This is a genomic window from Isoptericola nanjingensis, assembly GCF_050311635.1.
GTDB lineage: Bacteria > Actinomycetota > Actinomycetes > Actinomycetales > Cellulomonadaceae > Isoptericola > Isoptericola nanjingensis.
On record NZ_JBNOZL010000008.1, the window covers coordinates 1 to 16,331 of the forward strand.

Genomic DNA, 16,331 nt, shown 5'->3' on the forward strand with positions numbered 1-16,331 from the left:
GGCGGCCGGAACAAGTCATAGTCCGTGAACGCCAGATACAACGACGCCACCATCGGGAACGCCGTCAACACCACGAACCCCACCAACCACGGCGACAAGAACGCGAACCCCGCACCCGCCTCACGGCGGCGCTTGGCGCGCCCCCGCTCGGGGGACGCGTTCTGCGTCCCCCGAGCGGTGTCGAGCGTGGTGCCCGAGGTCACCGCAGTCACGACTGCTTCACCGCGCTGTCGGCGAAGGAGAACCACTGGGTGACGAACTCGTCGACGGTGATGTTGCCGTACCCGAGCTCCTCACCGAGGCGCTTGAACTCCGCCTCGATCTCGCCGAAGCCCTCGACCGGGACCGGGGCGGGCTCGGTGACGACGTCCGCCACCTGCTCCTCGTACTTCACGACCTGCTCGTCCACCGAGCCGGGCTCGACGTCCATCGCGTCGATCTGCGCCTGGACGGCGGGCACGCCCTTCGAGGTGCCGAAGATCTTGCCGACCTCGGGCTCGTTGATGAGGAAGTCGATGAGCGCCGCGGACGCCTCCGGCTGCTGGGTCTGCGCGGACGCGGAGAGCAGCATCGACGGCTTCCAGAACTGCGACGGGCCGTTCTCGCCGGACGGGATCGGCAGCATCTGGATGTCCTCGCCGGACTCGGCCACGTAGCCCGCCAGGAAGTTGTCCCACGTCGACTCGGACGCGACCTCGTTGACGTGGAACCCGCCGAGCGGCTCCAGCTGCTTGTTCTTCTTGATCGGGTAGATCGCCTCGGAGTCGCGCAGCCCCTGGCCCAGGTTCAGCCACTCGGTCATCTGCGCCTCGTCGAAGTTGAGCTTGCCGTCCTCGCTGAACGGCTCGACGCCCTGCTGGATGAGCCACTGCAGGAAGAACCAGAACGTCGCGGTGAAGTCGCCGCCGCCGTACAGGGACGGGTCCTCGCCGGCGCCCGCCTCGGTGACCTTCTCGATCCACTTGCTGTAGTCGTCCCAGGTGTACCCCTCGGCGAGCGGCTCGACGCCCACCTTCTTGAGCAGGTCGGCGTTGTAGAACGTGGCGAGCGTGTTGGTGCTCGTCGGGACGCCGTACTGCGCGCCGTCGATCTGCCCGGAGGTGAGGAGCGAGTCCTCCACGCCGTCGGTGTTCAGGTTGACGCCCACCTGGCCGCCCAGGTCCAGGAGCTGCCCCGTGGCGCCGTACTGGCGCAGGTAGGACAGGTCCATCTGGATGACGTCCGGCAGGGCGCCGCCCGCGGCCTCGGTGGCGCGCGCGGTCCAGTAGCCGTCCCAGTCCTGGAACTGGGTCTGCACCGTGATGTTGGGGTGCTTCTCCTCGAAGAGGTCCACCGCCTTCTCGTACATCTCGGCACGGGCGGGCTCGCCCCACCAGGCGAGCGAGATGGTGATGTCCTCGTCGGTGCTCACCTTCTCCGCGGAGCCCGGCTCCGCAGGGTCGGCGCCGCCTCCGCAGGCGGTCAGGGTGAGGGCGACGGCGACCGCCGCCGCGGCCGCGCCGGCGGCCTTCCGCGTGATCCTCATGTGAGCCTCCTCGCTCGTCGATCGTCCACGATCGTCGGCGACGAGGACGCCCCGTTGACCCCTCGTACGGCTGCCGACTGAATCGATAAAACAGGATTCGGTAAGCGTTGTCCAGCCCCGGGGTGCTCCGAGTCACATCACGATCTCGCAACGAGCCCTGACGTGTTCCCGCGGCGACGACCCGTCGCGGCCCGGCGAGGGCCCCGGCGACCCGCACACGTGTGATCGCTCACATCCGGCCGGCAGCCTACGTGGCGGCGGCGCCGTCCGACGAACCCGCAGGAGAGAGGGGCCGCCGCCCCGCACGCCCACGTTTCCTCGGGCTCAGACCTCCGCGAGCTCCGGCACCTGGGCCAGCACGGCGTCCACGAGCCCGGCGTCCGTGCCGACGCCCTCCGGCAGCAGGCCCGGCAGCGCCAGCAGCGCCCGCGCGACGTCGGCCGGGGCCGCGGCCGCCGGATCACCGTCCCCGGCCCCGGCCACGACGTCGGCGAGCTCCTGCGCCCGCGGGTCGTCGACGAGCCGGCCGGCGACCGCCTCCCGGCGCACCACCTCGCTCCACGCCGCGAGAGCGAACGCCGCGCCGGCCGGGACCGCGCCCGCCGCGAGCCGGTCCGCGACGATGCCGCCCCAGCGGAACGGGATCTTCTGGGTGCCGTCCATCGACACCTGGACCGTGGTGTGGCCCGTGGCCGGGTTGGCGAACCGCTCCAGCAGCGACTCCGCGTACGCGCGCAGGTCGGCGCCGTCGGGCGGGGTGAGCGTCGGCAGCGCGTCGTCGAGCATGAAGGCGCGGGCGCGCTCGTGCAGCACGGGGTCGGTCACCGCCTCCGCGAGCGTCGCGTGTCCCGCCAGCCGACCCGCGTAGGCGAGCAGCGAGTGCGTGCCGTTGAGCAGGCGCAGCTTGGCCTGCTCCCAGGGTGCGACGTCGTCGGTGAACGTCGCGCCCGCCTCCTCCCAGGCGGGGCGCGGGCCGGCGAACCGGTCCTCGATCACCCACTGGCGGAACGGCTCCCCGACGACGAGGCCCTCGTCGCGGGCGCCGAGCTCGCGCTCCACCGCGTCCCGCTGCGCGGGCGTCGTCGCGGGCACGATCCGGTCCACCATCGAGCACGGGAACGCGACGTCGGTCGCCAGCCACGACCGCAGCCCGTCACCCTGCTCCCCTGGGAGAGCCGCGTCCACCGCCTCGCCCACGAGCCTCCCCAGGACGTGCCCGTTGTCGACCATGTTGTCGCAGGTCAGCACGGTGATCGGTCGCCGCTCCCCCGCTGCCTCCGCAGCACGCCACCGGGCCGCGAGCCCGCGCACGAGCAGCCCGACCGCCGTCGCGCCCGGGACGGCGGCGTCGCCGGCGGCGAGGGCGTCCAGGTCCGGGCGCACCCGCTCGACGTCGAGCCCGCCGTCCGCGCCGCGGGCGTACCCCTTCTCGGTGACGGTCAGCGTCACGACGTGGGTCGTGGGCGCCGCGATCGTCTCCAGCACCCGCGTGGTCTCCTCCGCCGGCCAGGCGACGTCGAGCACCGCCCCGACCAGGTCCAGCCGGGTCCCGTGCGTGCCCGCGGTGAGCACCGAGTAGGCGCCGCCCTGCGGCCGGAGCTGGTCGCGCACGGAGGCCGACCGCTGTGTGACGCCGAGGATGCCCCAGCGGCGGTCCCCCGTGGCGCGGGCGGCCAGCTCCGTGAACACCGCCTGGTGCGCCCGGTGGAACGCCCCGATCCCCAGGTGCACGATGCCCACCTGGTCGGGGGTCACCGGCGCCTCGAGACGGGCGGGCAGGTGGGAGCGGTGCAGGCGGTCGGTCATGGTTCCTCCGTCGTCCGGCGGCGTCGCCGGGGTGGTGCGTCCGTGTCGGTCGGGGTGGTCAGGGGGCGTCGGGGGCGGGCCGCGGCGCCGCGGCGCGCGGGGGTGCGGTCGATCCGCGGACGACGAGCTCGACGGGGAGCGTCACGTCGCCCTGCAGGGCGCCGTCGTCCTTGCCCGGGCGCAGGACCAGGCGGTCGACGGCCACGCGGCCGGAGTCGCGGAGGTCGGTCCGCAGGGTGGTGAGGGGCGGGGCCAGGAGCTCCGCGACGTACGCGTCGTCGCAGCCGACCACGGACAGGTCGCCGGGCACGTCGAGGCCGCGCACCCGCAGGCGCTCGACCAGGCCGGCGGCCACGAGGTCGTTGAAGGTCACGACCGCCGTCGCGCGGGTGGCGACGACGAGGTCCGCCGCCGCGTGCCCGCCCGCGACCTGCGGCCGGTGCGGCCCGAGCTCCACGAGCTCGACGTCACCCAGCCGCGCGGCGGCCGCACGCAGGCCGGCGCGGCGGCGGCTGTCCGACCACGAGCGGGCGGGCCCGCCCACGTAGGCGACCTTCGCGTGGCCCAGCGCCCGCAGGTGCTCGAGGGTGCGCAGCATGCCCGCCTCGTGGTCGGCGACGACCGACGGCAGCCCGTCGACATGGTGGTTGACCAGCACCACCGGTCGCCCCTCGAGCGCCTCGACGGTGCGCTCCACCGCGCGCGGCGAGCACAGGATGATGCCGTCGGTCTGCGGAGCCAGGCCCGAGACGGCCTCGGTCTCGAGCTCGGGATCCTCGTCGGAGTCGACGACGAAGAGCCCGACGCCGCGTTCGCGCGCCTGGGCCTGGGCGCCCTTGGCGATCGCCGCGAAGTAGGGGTTGGCGAGGTCGGGCACCACGAGCCCGAGCGCTCCGGACCGTCCCGCGCGGAGCACGCTGGCCGCCCGGTTGGGTCGGTAGCCGAGCTCGCGCGCCGCGGACGTCACCCGGTCGCGCGTCGCCACGGCGACCCGCTGCGGGTCGGTCAGGGCGCGCGAGACCGTCGAGATCGACACGCCGGCCGCCCGCGCGACGTCGTGCACCGTGACCACGACCACCGTCTCCTCGAGCCCGCCGCTCGCACCCGGACGATGCGAACGTTTGCCAGATCGTCGCACATCCCGGCTCGCCGTGTCTGCCCCCGGCCGCGGATGCCTTGGGGATTCCGTGCTCGGCAGTCGGCAGGCTACGATGCAAACGTTCGCATCCCGTCTCGACGTTGAGGAGCTCCTGTGAGCGAGCGCTGGACCCTGCACCCCGACCGGGCGCTGCCCGCCGACCCCGGATCCCGGGTACTGGCCCGCGAGATCTACGCCGCGGTGCAGGAACTGCCGATCGTCTCGATGCACGGCCACGTGCCGGTCGAGTGGTTCGCCGACGACGCGCCCTTCGGCGACCCGGCCCAGCTCGTCGTCGTGCCCGACCACTACCTCACGCGGATGCTGGTCTCCCAGGGCGAGACCCTGCCCCGCCTCGGCGTCGGATCCACGGACGACGAGACCGTCGAGACCGACCCGCGCGAGATCTGGCGCCGGTTCTGCGCCGGGTGGAAGCACTTCCGCGGCACGCCCACCCGCTACTGGCTGGAGCACGTGCTCGTCGAGATCTTCGGCGTCACGCAGCGCCCGTCGGCCGAGACCGCCGACGCCCTGTACGACCAGGTGGCCGCGCGCCTCGCCGAGCAGGAGTTCCGCCCCCGCGCACTCCTCGACGCCTTCAACATCGAGGTCATCGCCACGACCGACCCCGCCTGGGCGACCCTCGACGCGCACGCGAAGCTCGCCGCCGACGGCTACGGCGACCGCGTGCTGCCCACCTTCCGGCCCGACCCCCTGCTGCACGTCGACCGCGCGACCTGGCGCGACGACGTCGAGCGGCTCGGCGAGGCGGCCGGCGTCGACGTCACGTCGTACGACCGCTACCTCGAGGCCCTGCGCGCGCAGCGCGAGCGCTTCGTCGCCGCGGGCGCGCGGGCCACCGACCACGGCCACCTGTACGCCGACACGACGCCGCTGGACGACGCCGAGGCCGCGCGCATCCTCGACAAGGCCCTCGCGGGCACGGTCACGGCCGCCGAGGCGCAGGCGTTCAGCGGGCACATGCTGTTCCAGATGGCCGCGATGTCGGCGGAGGACGGCCTCGTGATGCAGCTGCACCCCGGCGTGCTGCGCGACCACGCGAGCGCCCCGTTCGCCGCGTTCGGCCCGGACAAGGGCTACGACATCCCGGTGGTCACCGAGTTCACGCACTCGCTGCGCCCCGTGCTGGACGCCTTCGGCCACCACCCGGGCTTCCGGATGATCGCGTTCACGGTGGACGAGGACGTGTACTCGCGCGAGCTCGCGCCGCTGGCCGGCGTCTACCCGTCGCTGCGGCTCGGCGCGCCGTGGTGGTTCCTCGACGCCCCCGACGCGATGCGGCGGTTCCGCGAGGCGGCGACCGAGACGGCCGGGTTCAGCAACATGAGCGGCTTCGTGGACGACACCCGCGCGTTCTGCTCCATCCCCGCCCGGCACGACCTGGCCCGGCGCGTCGACGCCGGCTACCTGGCCCGCCTGGTGGCCGAGCACCGCCTCGACCTGGACGAGGCGGTCGACGTGGCCACCGATCTGACCTACCGCCTGCCCCAGGCGGCCTACTCCCGCCCCTGAACCGCTGTGAGCGGGCGTTTGGCCCGGACGGACGTCGAGAACGGGGCCAGACGCCCGCTCACAGCAGGTGGAGGGGCAGGACGACGAGCACGAGGAGTCACGCAGTGAAGATGGGTTTCCGCTGGTACGGCGAGGGCAACGACACGGTCACGCTGGACCACGTCCGGCAGATCCCCGGTGTCGAGACGATCGTGTGGAGCCTGCACCACAAGCTGGCCGGCGAGGTGTGGGAGCAGGAGGAGATCGACGCCGAGGTGGCGCGCATCTCCGGGCTCTCCGACGAGGCCCGGGCCCGCGGCGTGACCTGCACGCTCGACGCCGAGGTGGTCGAGTCCGTCAACGTGCACGAGTCGATCAAGCTGGGACGCACCGTCCTCGGGCTGAGCCGTGACGAGGCGATCGAGAACTACGTGACGACGCTCCGGCGGCTGGGCCGGGCCGGCGTGAAGGTGGTCTGCTACAACTTCATGCCCGTCTTCGACTGGCTGCGCACCGACCTGTGGCACCCGCTGCCCGACGGCTCGACCGCGCTGTTCTTCGAGAAGGCGGTCGTGGACCGGATGACGCCCGAGGGCCTCATCGCCGACATGGAGGCCGGGTCGCACGGCCTCACGCTGCCCGGCTGGGAGCCCGAGCGGCTCGCGGGCTTCACCGAGCTCAACGCCGCGTACGAGGGCGTCACGCACGAGGACATGTACGCGAACTACCGGTACTTCCTCGACGCGGTGGTCCCGGCGGCGGAGGAGGCCGGGATCAAGCTGGGCGTGCACCCGGACGACCCGCCGTTCGACGTCTTCGGCTGGCCGCGCGTCGTGTCGACGCCGGACGACCTGCAGCGCGTGCTGGACCTGCACCCGAGCCCGAACCACGGCCTCACGCTGTGCCTCGGCAGCTTCTCGGCGAACCCGGCGCAGGCGCCGCTCGCCGCGGACACCGTGCGCCGGTTCATGGACCGCATCCACTTCACCCACGTGCGGAACATCAAGCACTTCCCGAACGGCGACTTCACGGAGGTGGGGCACCGGGCGTGCGAGGGCGACGTCGACACGACCGGGATCATGAAGGCGTACGCCGAGGCCGGGTACACCGGCTACGTCCGCCCCGACCACGGCCGCCACCTCTGGGACGAGAACACCACGAACAAGCCCCGCCCCGGCTACGGCCTGTACGACCGTGCGCTGGGCATCCAGTATCTGCTCGGCGCGTGGGACGCGTTCCGCTACACCGCCCCCACCGACCGCTGAGCACCGCCGCGGGCCGGGACGCCGACGTCCCGGGCCCGCGGCCTCTCTCCACCTCCCACCACCGACCCGAGGGGCCCGCCGGTGACTTCCGAAATCGTTGTCGATCCCGCACCGCACCCGGCCTGGCTGCCCGACGGCGCGCTGGCCGCCGCCGGCCGCCGCCGCGTGGCGGTCGCCACGCCCGAGCCGGCAGAGCCACAGCGCGGCGGTGTGGCACCGCCTGGTTCTGACAGCTCCCCCCAGGTCGTGGCCACGCTGCGCGCGGAGCTCGAGCGCGCGACCGCGGCCCACGGCGGCGCCGTCGTCGACCCCGACGGCTCCCCCGACCTCCTCCTCGCCCTGGTCCACGAGGTGTCAGGGCCAGGTGCACGTCTTCCTGCGCGCGGCCCTGACACTTCGGGCGGCGACGGGTTCCGGATCGTGCGGGACGGCGGCCGAGTCACCGTCACGGCCGAGACGCCGACGGCGCTGCTGCACGGCTGGTTCCACGTGGTGCGGCACGGCGAGACGGCGTTCACGGGGCCCGACGTCGACGAGCGGCACGCCCCCGCGTTCGCGCTGCGCGTGCTGGACCACTGGGACAACGTGGACGTGCACCCGGTGATGGGGCAGGTCGAGCGCGGGTACTCGGGCGGGTCGATCTTCTACGCCGACGGCCGGGTGCGCGACGACCTGTCCCGCGTCACGACCTACGCGCGCCTGCTCGCCGCGACGGGCGTCGACCGGGTCTGCATCAACAACGTCAACGTGCACGCGCGCGAGGCACGCCTGCTCACCGACGACCTGCCGGAGGTCGCGCGGGTCGCCGCCGCGATGCGGCCCTACGGCGTGCGCACGCACCTCGCGGTGAGCTTCGCCGCGCCGATGACGCTCGGCGGGCTGCCGACGTCCGACCCGCTCGACGACGACGTGCGTGCCTGGTGGCGCGCCGCCGCCGACCGCGTCTGGGCGACGATCCCGGACTTCGGCGGGTTCGTCGTCAAGGCCGACTCGGAGGGCCAGCCGGGCCCGTTCGCGTACGGGCGCGACCACGCCGACGGCGCGAACCTGCTGGCCGAGGCGGTCGCGCCGCACGACGGCGTCGTGCACTGGCGGGCGTTCGTCTACGACCACACGCAGGACTGGCGCGACCGCACCACCGACCGCGCCCGCGCCGCGTACGACCACTTCGCGCCGCTGGACGGCCGGTTCGCGGACAACGTGGTGGTGCAGGTCAAGCACGGCCCGATCGACTTCCAGACGCGCGAGGCGGTCTCGCCGGTCCTCGCGGGGATGCCGGCCACCCGGCTGGCCCTCGAGCTGCAGGTGACGCAGGAGTACACGGGCCAGCAGCGGCACGCGTGCTACCTCGCCCCCTGGTGGAGCGAGAACCTCGGCTTCCGGCCCTGGGGAGCCGGCGAGGACGGTGCCGCGGTGCGCGACGTCGTCGCCGGGCGCGGCCCGTCCGCGCCGGCCGCCGTCGCGGACGCCGGGGGCGGCGGGATCGCCGCCGTCTCGAACGTGGGCGACGACCGGTTCTGGACCGGCCACCCGCTGGCGCAGGCGAACCTGTACGCCTTCGGGCGGCTGGCGTGGGACCCGACGCTCGAGCCCGCGGCCATCCTCGACGAGTGGGTCGGGCTGACCTTCGCCGGCCCGGACGGCGGCCTCGAGCCGCGGGTCCGCGAGGCGCTGCACGCGGTGCTCGACGACTCGTGGCGCACCTACGAGTCGTACACCGCGCCGCTGGGCGTCGGGTTCATGGTGCGCCCCGGCCACCACTACGGCCCGGACGTGGACGGCTACGAGTACACGCCGTGGGGCACCTACCACTTCGCCGACCGCGACGGCATCGGCGTGGACCGCACCCGGGCCACCGGCACCGGGTTCACGGGCCAGTACCCGGAGCCCTGGCGTGACGTCTACGAGGACCTCGCGACCTGCCCCGACGAGCTGCTGCTGTTCTTCCACCACGTGCCGTACACGCACGTGCTGCGCTCCGGCGTCACCGTGGTCCAGCACGTCTACGACACGCACTTCGCGGGCGTCGAGCGGGTGCGCGAGGCCGTCGCGGCGTGGGAGTCGCTGGCCGACCTCGTCCCCGGCGCGCTCCCGGCCGACGTCGACGCCCGCGTCCGCGAGCGCCTCGCCGAGCAGCTGCGGTCGGCCGTCGAGTGGCGCGACCAGCTGAACACGTACTTCTTCCGGAAGTCCGGGATCCCCGACGCCCACGGCCGCACGATCTTCTGAGCCGAGCGGCCGACGTGCCCGGGTCAGCCCGCGGCGAGCAGCTCCAGGGTGTCGACCACCCGGTGGGAGAAGCCCCACTCGTTGTCGTACCAGGCCACGACCTTCACGTGCCGGCCGTCGACGCGCGTCAGCAGGGAGTCGAAGATCGACGACGCCGGGTTGCCCGTGACGTCCGACGACACCAGGGGGTCCTCGGAGTACTCGAGCACCCCGGCCAGCGGTCCCCGTGCGGCGTCCCGGTAGGCGGCGAGCACGTCCTCGCGCGTCACGTCGCGCGCGACGGCGGCGTTCAGCTCGACGATCGAGCCCACCGGCACCGGCACCCGGATCGAGTCGCCCGAGAGCTTCCCGTCGAGGCGCGGCAGCACCAGCCCGATCGCCTTCGCGGCGCCGGTCGTGGTGGGCACGATGTTCACGGCGGCGGCGCGGGCGCGGCGGGGGTCGCGGTGCGGGGCGTCCTGGAGGTTCTGCTCCTGGGTGTAGGCGTGCACGGTGGTCATGAACCCGTGCTCGATGCCGGCGAGGTCGTCGAGCACGGACGCGAGCGGCGCGAGCGCGTTGGTGGTGCACGACGCGTTGGAGACGATCGTGTGCGCGGCCGGGTCGTAGGCGCCCGTGTTGACGCCGGGGGCGAGCGTGACGTCCGCGCCGGCGGACGGCGCGCTCACGAGCACCTTGCGCGCCCCGGCGTCGAGGTGGGCGTGTGCCGCGGCGGCGGAGGTGAAGCGGCCGGTGGACTCGAGCACGACGTCGACGCCGAGCTCGCGCCACGGCAGGGTGCCGGGCTCGCGCTCCCCCAGCACGGCGACGCGGTGACCGTCGACGACGATCGCGTCGTCCTCGGCGGTGACCGGGCGGCCCAGGCGCCCGGCGGTGCTGTCGAAGGCGAGCAGCCGGGCGAGCGCGGCGGGCTCGGTGAGATCGTTGACGGCGACGAGCTCCAGGTCGCTGCCGCGCTCGAGCAGCGCGCGGACCACGTTGCGCCCGATGCGGCCGAACCCGTTGATGGCGATGCGGGTCATGTGACCCTCCTTCCGTGTCGCCACCAGGCTCGCCGCCGTCGCACGGGCAGAACACCGGCGCGCGCGCCACGGTCCGCAAGGATCTCGCCACGCCCGGGGAGGGCCTCACTCCCCGCGGGCGAACGTGCGCCGGTACTCGCTGGGCGTCGTGCCGAGGATGCGCCGGAAGTGCGCGCGCAGGTTCGCGCCCGTCCCCAGCCCGACGTCGGCGGCGACCTGCTCGACGCTGCGCTCCGAGCGCTCCAGCAGCTCCCGTGCCACGTCCACGCGCACCCGCAGCACCCAGGCCATCGGCGTGTATCCGGTGTCGTCGGCGAACCGGCGCGAGAAGGTGCGCGGCGAGACGGCCGCGTGCCGGGCCAGGTCCTCGAGGGTGAGGTCCTCGGTCAGGTGGTGCAGCACCCACTCGCGGGTGGCGGCGAACCGCTCGCCGAGCGGCTCGGGCACGCTCCGCGGCACGTACTGCGCCTGGCCGCCGCTGCGGTACGGCGCCGCGACGAGGCGGCGGGCCGCGTGGTTCGACGCCGCCACCCCCAGGTCGCCGCGCAGCACGTGCAGGCACAGGTCGATGCCCGACGCGGCGCCCGCCGACGTGAGCACGCTGCCCTCGTCGACGAACAGCACGTTCTCGTCCACCCGCACGCCCGGGTGCTTGGCCGCCAGCGCTCGCGTGTAGTGCCAGTGCGTCGTGGCGCGTCGGCCGTCGAGCAGGCCGGTGGCCGCGAGCGCGAACGCGCCGGTCGAGATGGCGGCCAGTCGCGCGCCGCGGTCGTGCGCGGCCAGGAGCGCGTCGACGACGGCGGGCGGCGGGTCGTCGCGGTCCGGGTGCCGGTACCCGGGGAGGAACACGACGTCGGCCCAGGCCAGCGCCTCGAGGCCGTGGTCCAGGTGGTAGGAGAGCCCGTCCCCGCCGGCGACGAGCCCGGGAGCCGCGGCGCAGGCCCGCACCTCGTAGGGCATGCTCGGGCGCGTCGTGAAGACCTGCGCGGGGATGCCGACGTCGAGGGGCTTGGCGCCCTCCAGCACGAGGACGGCGACGCGGCGGCGGCGTTCCGGCGGGTCGGTCGGTTCCGGCACAGGACGCAGCGTAGGCAGCGCGGGCGCGGTCACGCGCGGCCGGCGGGACGCGAGCGCGGGGAGACGATCCCCGACTCGTACGCGAACACGACGAGCTGGGCGCGGTCGCGGGCGCCGAGCTTGGTCATGGCCCGGCTGACGTGCGTCTTCGCGGTGAGCGGGCTGAGCACCAGGTCGAGGCCGTCGGGGGCGATCGCGTCCGGGGGGCGGGCCACGAACTCGCTGATCAGCCGGCGCGTGATGGCCGGCGACAGCAGCGCGTCCCCGCGCACGGCGGCGCGCACGGCCTCGAGCGGCGACACCGTCACCGGCACGCCGAGATAGAGAAGCCGGACCCGCGAGATAGAGAAGGGACGGACCGAAACCGGCTTCGGTCCGTCCCTTCTCTATCTCGCGGGTCCGGCTTCTCTATCTCGGCGGGTCCTCGCGGAGGACGACGACGTCGGTCGGCTCCAGGTGAAGGGGCTCCCCCGCCTCGATCCGGCGACCGGTGAGCAGGTCCGTGCCCGAGGCATGGGCGGCGACGTCGACGGCGACGCCGGCGTGGTTCAGGACGAACGCCGTCCGCGCGCCGTCGGCGCCCTCGCGGACCGCCAGCTCGACGTCCTCGGCGTCGGCATAGGGCCCGACGAGGCCGTGCCGGGCGAGGACCTGGCGCACCACCCAGCCCGTGCCGGCGTCGTCGAGGGCGGTCGCGACGTACCAGGCCTCGCCGCCGTCCTCCCCGTCGTCCGGGCCCCCGGGGCGGTGGCGCGTGACCGCGGGCGTGCCCGCATAGAACTCCGAGCCGTACGTGCCGACCACCTCCGCGCCCTGCGGCACGAGCACCTCGAAGACGAGCGCGGCGTCGGAGACGACGTCGTCGCCCGTGCCGTCCTTGAGGGTGACGGGGTTGGTGACGCCCGGCTCGGCGGAGTCCGTCTCCTCGACGCGCACGCCGAACGGCCGACCGAGCGGGCCGGGGGCGTCCATGAGGAACGCGTTCGCGTCCTCGTCCGCACGGCCGGACCAGTACGACGCGAGCACCGAGCCGCCGCGCGCGACCACGCCCTCCAGCCGTTCGGCGACGTCGCCCTTGAGCACGTGCAGCATGGGCGCGAGCACGACGTCGTAGCGGGCCAGGTCCGCGGTGACCGGCACGACGTCCACCTGCGCCCCCGCCTGCCACAGCGCGCGGTAGTAGGCGAGCACCGTGTCGACGTAGCGCGCGTGCCGGTTGAAGCCGTCCGTCATCTCCGCGGCCCACCACGAGTCCCAGTCGAAGAGCAGCGCCACGCGGGCCGGGGTGCGCGCCCCGAGGACGGCGTCGCCCAGCGCGTCGAGCTCGGCGCCGAGGGCCGCGACCTCCCGGAACGCGCGGGTGTCCGTGCGGCCGGCGTGGTCGAGGACGGCGCCGTGGTACTTCTCGCACGCCCCCTTCGACTGCCGCATCTGGAAGTACAGGACGGCGTCCGCGCCGTGCGCCACCGCCTGCCACGACCACAGCCGCAGCACGCCGGGTCGTTTCACCGGGTTGACGTCGCGGGAGGCGGTCATGGTCGGCGTCTGCTCCATGACCCAGAACGGCGCGCCGTCCTTGAGCCCGCGCATGACGTCGTGGGCCAGGGCCATGCGGGCGTGCTCCCGCTGGCCGGGCGGGTAGTTGTCCCACGACGCGAAGTCGAGGTCCTCGGCCCAGCGGTGGTAGTCGATCGGCCGGAACATGCCCATGAAGTTGGTCGTGACGGGCGTGGTCGCGTCGTGCTCGCGGATGCGCGCCTTCTCGTCGCGATAGTTCGCCAGCATCGCGTCGGACATGAACCGCCGGTAGTCGAGCGTGATGCCCTGGAAGGCCGTGTGGTCCGGCCCGCGCCAGTGCTCGCTGAGCATGTTCGGGGGCACGACCTGCTCCCAGTCGCTGAACGTGTGCGACCAGAACGCCGCGTTCCAGGCGTCGTTCAGACGCTCCAGCGTGCCGTACCGCGCGCGCAGCCACTCACGGAAGCCCGCGGCGCACAGGTCGCACCAGCAGCCGCCGTCGAACCCGCCGTACTCGTTGCCCACGTGCCACGCGACCAGCCCGGGCGTGCCCGCGTAGCGCTCGGCGAGGCGCCCCGCGAGCTCTGCCGACAGCCGCCGGTACACCGGCGAGCTGGGGCACGCGTTGTGCCGCTGCCCGTACACGTGCCGCCGGCCCTGGAAGTCGGTGCGTTCCACCTCGGGGTGGCGGTGGGCGAGCCACGGCGGCAGCGCCCCGGTCGACGTCGCGAGCACGACGTCGCGGCCCGCGGCCACGGCGCGCTCGACGATCGCGTCGAGCAGCGCGAAGTCGTACGCGTCCTCGTCGGGCTGCAGCGTCGCCCAGGAGAAGACGTTGAGCGTCACCGTGTCGATCGACGCCAGGTCGAACGCGGCGTGGTCGGCCTCCCACACCTCCCGCGGCCACTGCTCGGGGTTGTAGTCGCCGCCATAGCGGATCTTGCGTCCGGCGGGCAGGTGGGCGGACATGACGACGTTTCCTCCGGAGGTCGGTGATGCGGGTCAGGCGACGAAGCGTGCGCGGACGTCGTCGAGCACGGGCTGCGCGACGCGCAGCAGGAAGGCGAGCCACGCGGCGGCGACGACGGCGAGCACCAGCTCGCCCGCCACCCACACCACGCCGCCCGCCACGACGACGAGCGCGAGCAGGCCGACGGCGACGAGCGGCCGCCGGCCCAGGTAGTAGGCGGACAGCCGGGCCACGTCGCGGGCCCGGAAGGAGAACAGGGACGCGAGCACCAGCGCCTGCACCGCCCAGAGCAGCACGCCGAGCCCGACCAGGCCGAGCACGACGGCGTAGGCCGCGGAGATGCCGGCGGCCTCGCGGTGCAGCACCGACGTGAGGACGACGCCGAGCACCGCCGTCGCCGGCACCCACAGCCGCAGCGCGTCGAGCCAGCCCAGCCGCAGTCCGCGCACGAACGTGCGGCCCGGCACGGGCTCGTCGGCACCCGCCCGCGCGTGCAGGGCGAAGAGCCCCGCGGCCAGGAACGGGGCCGCCGGCACCAGGCACAGCGGCACCAGCAGCGCGTTGCCGGTGGACCGGTCCAGGAGCGCGAGCAGCACCAGCGTGGGCACGCAGCCCAGGGCGACGAGCGCCCCCACGACGGCGTACCAGTAGACGCGAGCCGTGATCCGGCCCAGGACGCCGTCCCCGAACTCACGGGGCGCCCCGGCCGCCGCCGCCATCAGGACACCTCCCCGGCGCGGTCCTGCTCTCGGCTGTGCTCTCGACCGAGGATCCGTGCGTCGTCGAGCCAGGATGGCGTCTCGTCGTGCACCGGGTCGATCTCCACCAGCGTCACCTCGTGCCGGGCGAGCGTGAGCGCCAGGTCGACCCGGCCGCCCGACACCTCGAGCGAGGTGTGCGAGCGCCCCGGCACGGACGCCTCGTGCAGCAGGTCGAGCTGCCGCGCGGTCGGCGACGCCGGACGGCCCAGGTGACGCCACGCGCTGAACGCGTTGCCCTCGTCGTCGTTCACGCGCGAGCGGTGCACCGACGCCCGGCGCACCGCGGCGCCGCCGACCGGGACGCTCAGCCGCAGCTCGTGCCGGTCCGCCTCCGAGGCGTCGTCGGTGCCGCCCACGGGCTGCCAGGCCAGCACCGTCACCCGGCCGCCGCCGTCGCGCGTCACCAGGTGGTCCAGGCCCCGGTGCAGCACGTCCCCGCCCATCCGCGCCATGAAGGCGTAGAGGTGGAACACCGGCTTGCGCAGCTGCCGGTGCCCCAGCATCCCGAAGCCGCCGTGGAAGACCGACGTCGGCACGTTCTCCTCCTCGAAGACGTCGCAGAACGTCCAGTAGGAGAAGGAGTCGACGAGGTCGCCGCCCTCGGAGAGCACGGGCGCCAGCGACGCCGCCTGGTAGGCCGTGTCGTGCACGGGGTTGTCCGGGCGGTAGCTGGTGCTGAACTCGGTGACGTGGGCGGGCAGCCCCTCCAGGCGGGTGCCCGCCAGCAGCTTCGCCGGGGCGGCGAACTGGTCCAGCAGGTTCCGGGGATGCCGCAGCGTCTGGTAGGTGCCGAACGGCACGTGCTGCGCGGGCCCGCTCGTGTAGGCGTGGAAGGACACGAAGTCCACCGGGACGTCCCGGCGCTCGACGAACTCCGCGAACGGTGCCCACCACTCGTCCGCGCCGGGGGAGATCGCCGGCCCGCCCACCTGCAGGTCGGCGTCGACCTCCTTCACGGCGGCCGCGGTGACCTCGTAGAGCCGGAGGTACGCCTCCTGCGACGCGCCCTCCCAGAACTGCACGAGGTTCGGCTCGTTCCACACCTCGACCGGCCACCGCCGCACCTCCTCGAGGCCGTAGCGGTCGATCGCGTGCCGCAGCACCGCCTGGACGAGCGCCGCCCACTCGCGGTGGTCGCGCGGCGGCGTGACGTTGCCCTTCCACCAGAACACGGTCTGCTCCCCCGACGCGAGCGCCGACGGCATGAACCCGAGCTCGAGGAACGGCCGGATGCCCTGCGCGAGCCACGCGTCGAGGACCTGGTCGGCGTAGGTGAACGCGTACCGCGTGCCGCGGTGGCCCGCCGCGTCGTAGGGACGGTGGATCCCGACGTCGTCGGACAGCAGGCCGTGGCCCCGCACGTGGCGGAACCCGATCTCCCGCTGCACCACGGCGAGCGAGTCCTGGTAGTCCTGACGCAGCGCGAGGTTGAGGCGGCCGGTGCCGACGCACCGCCGCCACGCGTCGGAGAGCGTGGCGGCGGGCGCGTCGGGGACGACGGTGGTCAG

The 16,331-nt window shown here is 74.0% G+C and carries 12 protein-coding genes and 1 pseudogene; 3 read left to right on the forward strand and 10 right to left on the reverse strand.

Translation table 11 applies throughout. The annotated features are described in order from the left end of the window. The 4 genes and pseudogenes from ACQP6G_RS16265 to ACQP6G_RS16280 form a co-directional block, all read right to left on the reverse strand. Window positions 1–212 (reverse strand): annotated as a pseudogene (locus ACQP6G_RS16265) (ABC transporter permease); the annotation flags it as partial. Further along, window positions 209–1,525: an ABC transporter substrate-binding protein gene (locus ACQP6G_RS16270; protein ID WP_429765789.1), complete on the reverse strand. Its 1,317-nt coding sequence runs from the start codon at window positions 1,523–1,525 to the stop codon at window positions 209–211. The pseudogene ACQP6G_RS16265 and the gene ACQP6G_RS16270, both read right to left, overlap by 4 nt. A 324-nt stretch (window positions 1,526–1,849) precedes the next feature. Then, window positions 1,850–3,331 (reverse strand): mannitol dehydrogenase family protein, encoded by a 1,482-nt coding sequence (locus ACQP6G_RS16275; protein WP_429765790.1) that lies wholly within the window; start codon window positions 3,329–3,331, stop codon window positions 1,850–1,852. A 58-nt stretch (window positions 3,332–3,389) separates the two neighbouring features. Further along, complete coding sequence (locus ACQP6G_RS16280) at window positions 3,390–4,403, reverse strand: LacI family DNA-binding transcriptional regulator (RefSeq protein ID WP_429765791.1); 1,014 nt, start codon at window positions 4,401–4,403, stop codon at window positions 3,390–3,392. 180 nt (window positions 4,404–4,583) lie between these two features. Between ACQP6G_RS16280 and uxaC the strand changes: the two genes are divergently transcribed. The 3 genes from uxaC to ACQP6G_RS16295 all read left to right on the forward strand — a co-directional run bounded on the left by uxaC (window position 4,584) and on the right by ACQP6G_RS16295 (window position 9,475). Further along, window positions 4,584–6,002 carry a glucuronate isomerase gene (gene uxaC, locus ACQP6G_RS16285; RefSeq protein WP_429765793.1) on the forward strand — a complete coding sequence of 473 codons (1,419 nt, stop codon included), beginning with the start codon at window positions 4,584–4,586 and terminating at the stop codon, window positions 6,000–6,002. A gap of 110 nt (window positions 6,003–6,112) precedes the next feature. Further along, window positions 6,113–7,246, forward strand: a complete 1,134-nt coding sequence (locus tag ACQP6G_RS16290) for a mannonate dehydratase (RefSeq protein ID WP_429766281.1) — start codon at window positions 6,113–6,115, stop codon at window positions 7,244–7,246. 81 nt (window positions 7,247–7,327) lie between these two features. Then, entirely contained in the window at window positions 7,328–9,475 is a 2,148-nt protein-coding gene (locus ACQP6G_RS16295; protein WP_429765794.1) for an alpha-glucuronidase, read from the forward strand. Between the two features lie 23 nt (window positions 9,476–9,498). Here ACQP6G_RS16295 and gap read toward each other — a convergent pair whose 3' ends face one another. The 6 genes from gap to ACQP6G_RS16325 form a co-directional block, all read right to left on the reverse strand. Next, a complete protein-coding gene (gene gap, locus ACQP6G_RS16300; protein ID WP_429765796.1) occupies window positions 9,499–10,497 on the reverse strand; it encodes a type I glyceraldehyde-3-phosphate dehydrogenase in 999 nt (332 codons plus the stop codon). A gap of 105 nt (window positions 10,498–10,602) precedes the next feature. After that, window positions 10,603–11,574: a GlxA family transcriptional regulator gene (locus tag ACQP6G_RS16305; protein WP_429765798.1), complete on the reverse strand. Its 972-nt coding sequence runs from the start codon at window positions 11,572–11,574 to the stop codon at window positions 10,603–10,605. A gap of 29 nt (window positions 11,575–11,603) precedes the next feature. Next, a complete protein-coding gene (locus ACQP6G_RS16310) occupies window positions 11,604–11,888 on the reverse strand; it encodes a response regulator transcription factor (protein WP_429765799.1) in 285 nt (94 codons plus the stop codon). 94 nt (window positions 11,889–11,982) lie between these two features. Further along, window positions 11,983–14,061 carry a beta-galactosidase gene (locus tag ACQP6G_RS16315; protein WP_429765801.1) on the reverse strand — a complete coding sequence of 693 codons (2,079 nt, stop codon included), beginning with the start codon at window positions 14,059–14,061 and terminating at the stop codon, window positions 11,983–11,985. Window positions 14,062–14,094: 33 nt separating this feature from the next. Beyond that, complete coding sequence (locus tag ACQP6G_RS16320; RefSeq protein ID WP_429765803.1) at window positions 14,095–14,781, reverse strand: DUF624 domain-containing protein; 687 nt, start codon at window positions 14,779–14,781, stop codon at window positions 14,095–14,097. Then, the gene (locus ACQP6G_RS16325; RefSeq protein WP_429766283.1) at window positions 14,781–16,331 is read right to left on the reverse strand and encodes a GH39 family glycosyl hydrolase; all 1,551 of its coding nucleotides are present in this window, start codon (window positions 16,329–16,331) and stop codon (window positions 14,781–14,783) included. The genes ACQP6G_RS16320 and ACQP6G_RS16325 overlap by 1 nt, the downstream gene beginning before the upstream one ends.

Excerpts from the sequence above, each read along its gene's own strand:
- ACQP6G_RS16270 (WP_429765789.1), bottom strand. The coding sequence starts at position 1,525 with ATGAGGATCACGCGGAAGGCCGCCGGCGCGGCCGCGGCGGCGGTCGCC.
- ACQP6G_RS16275 (WP_429765790.1), bottom strand. The coding sequence starts at position 3,331 with ATGACCGACCGCCTGCACCGCTCCCACCTGCCCGCCCGTCTCGAGGCG.
- ACQP6G_RS16290 (WP_429766281.1), top strand. The coding sequence starts at position 6,113 with ATGGGTTTCCGCTGGTACGGCGAGGGCAACGACACGGTCACGCTGGAC.
- gap (WP_429765796.1), bottom strand. The coding sequence starts at position 10,497 with ATGACCCGCATCGCCATCAACGGGTTCGGCCGCATCGGGCGCAACGTG.
- ACQP6G_RS16315 (WP_429765801.1), bottom strand. The coding sequence starts at position 14,061 with ATGTCCGCCCACCTGCCCGCCGGACGCAAGATCCGCTATGGCGGCGAC.
- ACQP6G_RS16320 (WP_429765803.1), bottom strand. The coding sequence starts at position 14,781 with ATGGCGGCGGCGGCCGGGGCGCCCCGTGAGTTCGGGGACGGCGTCCTG.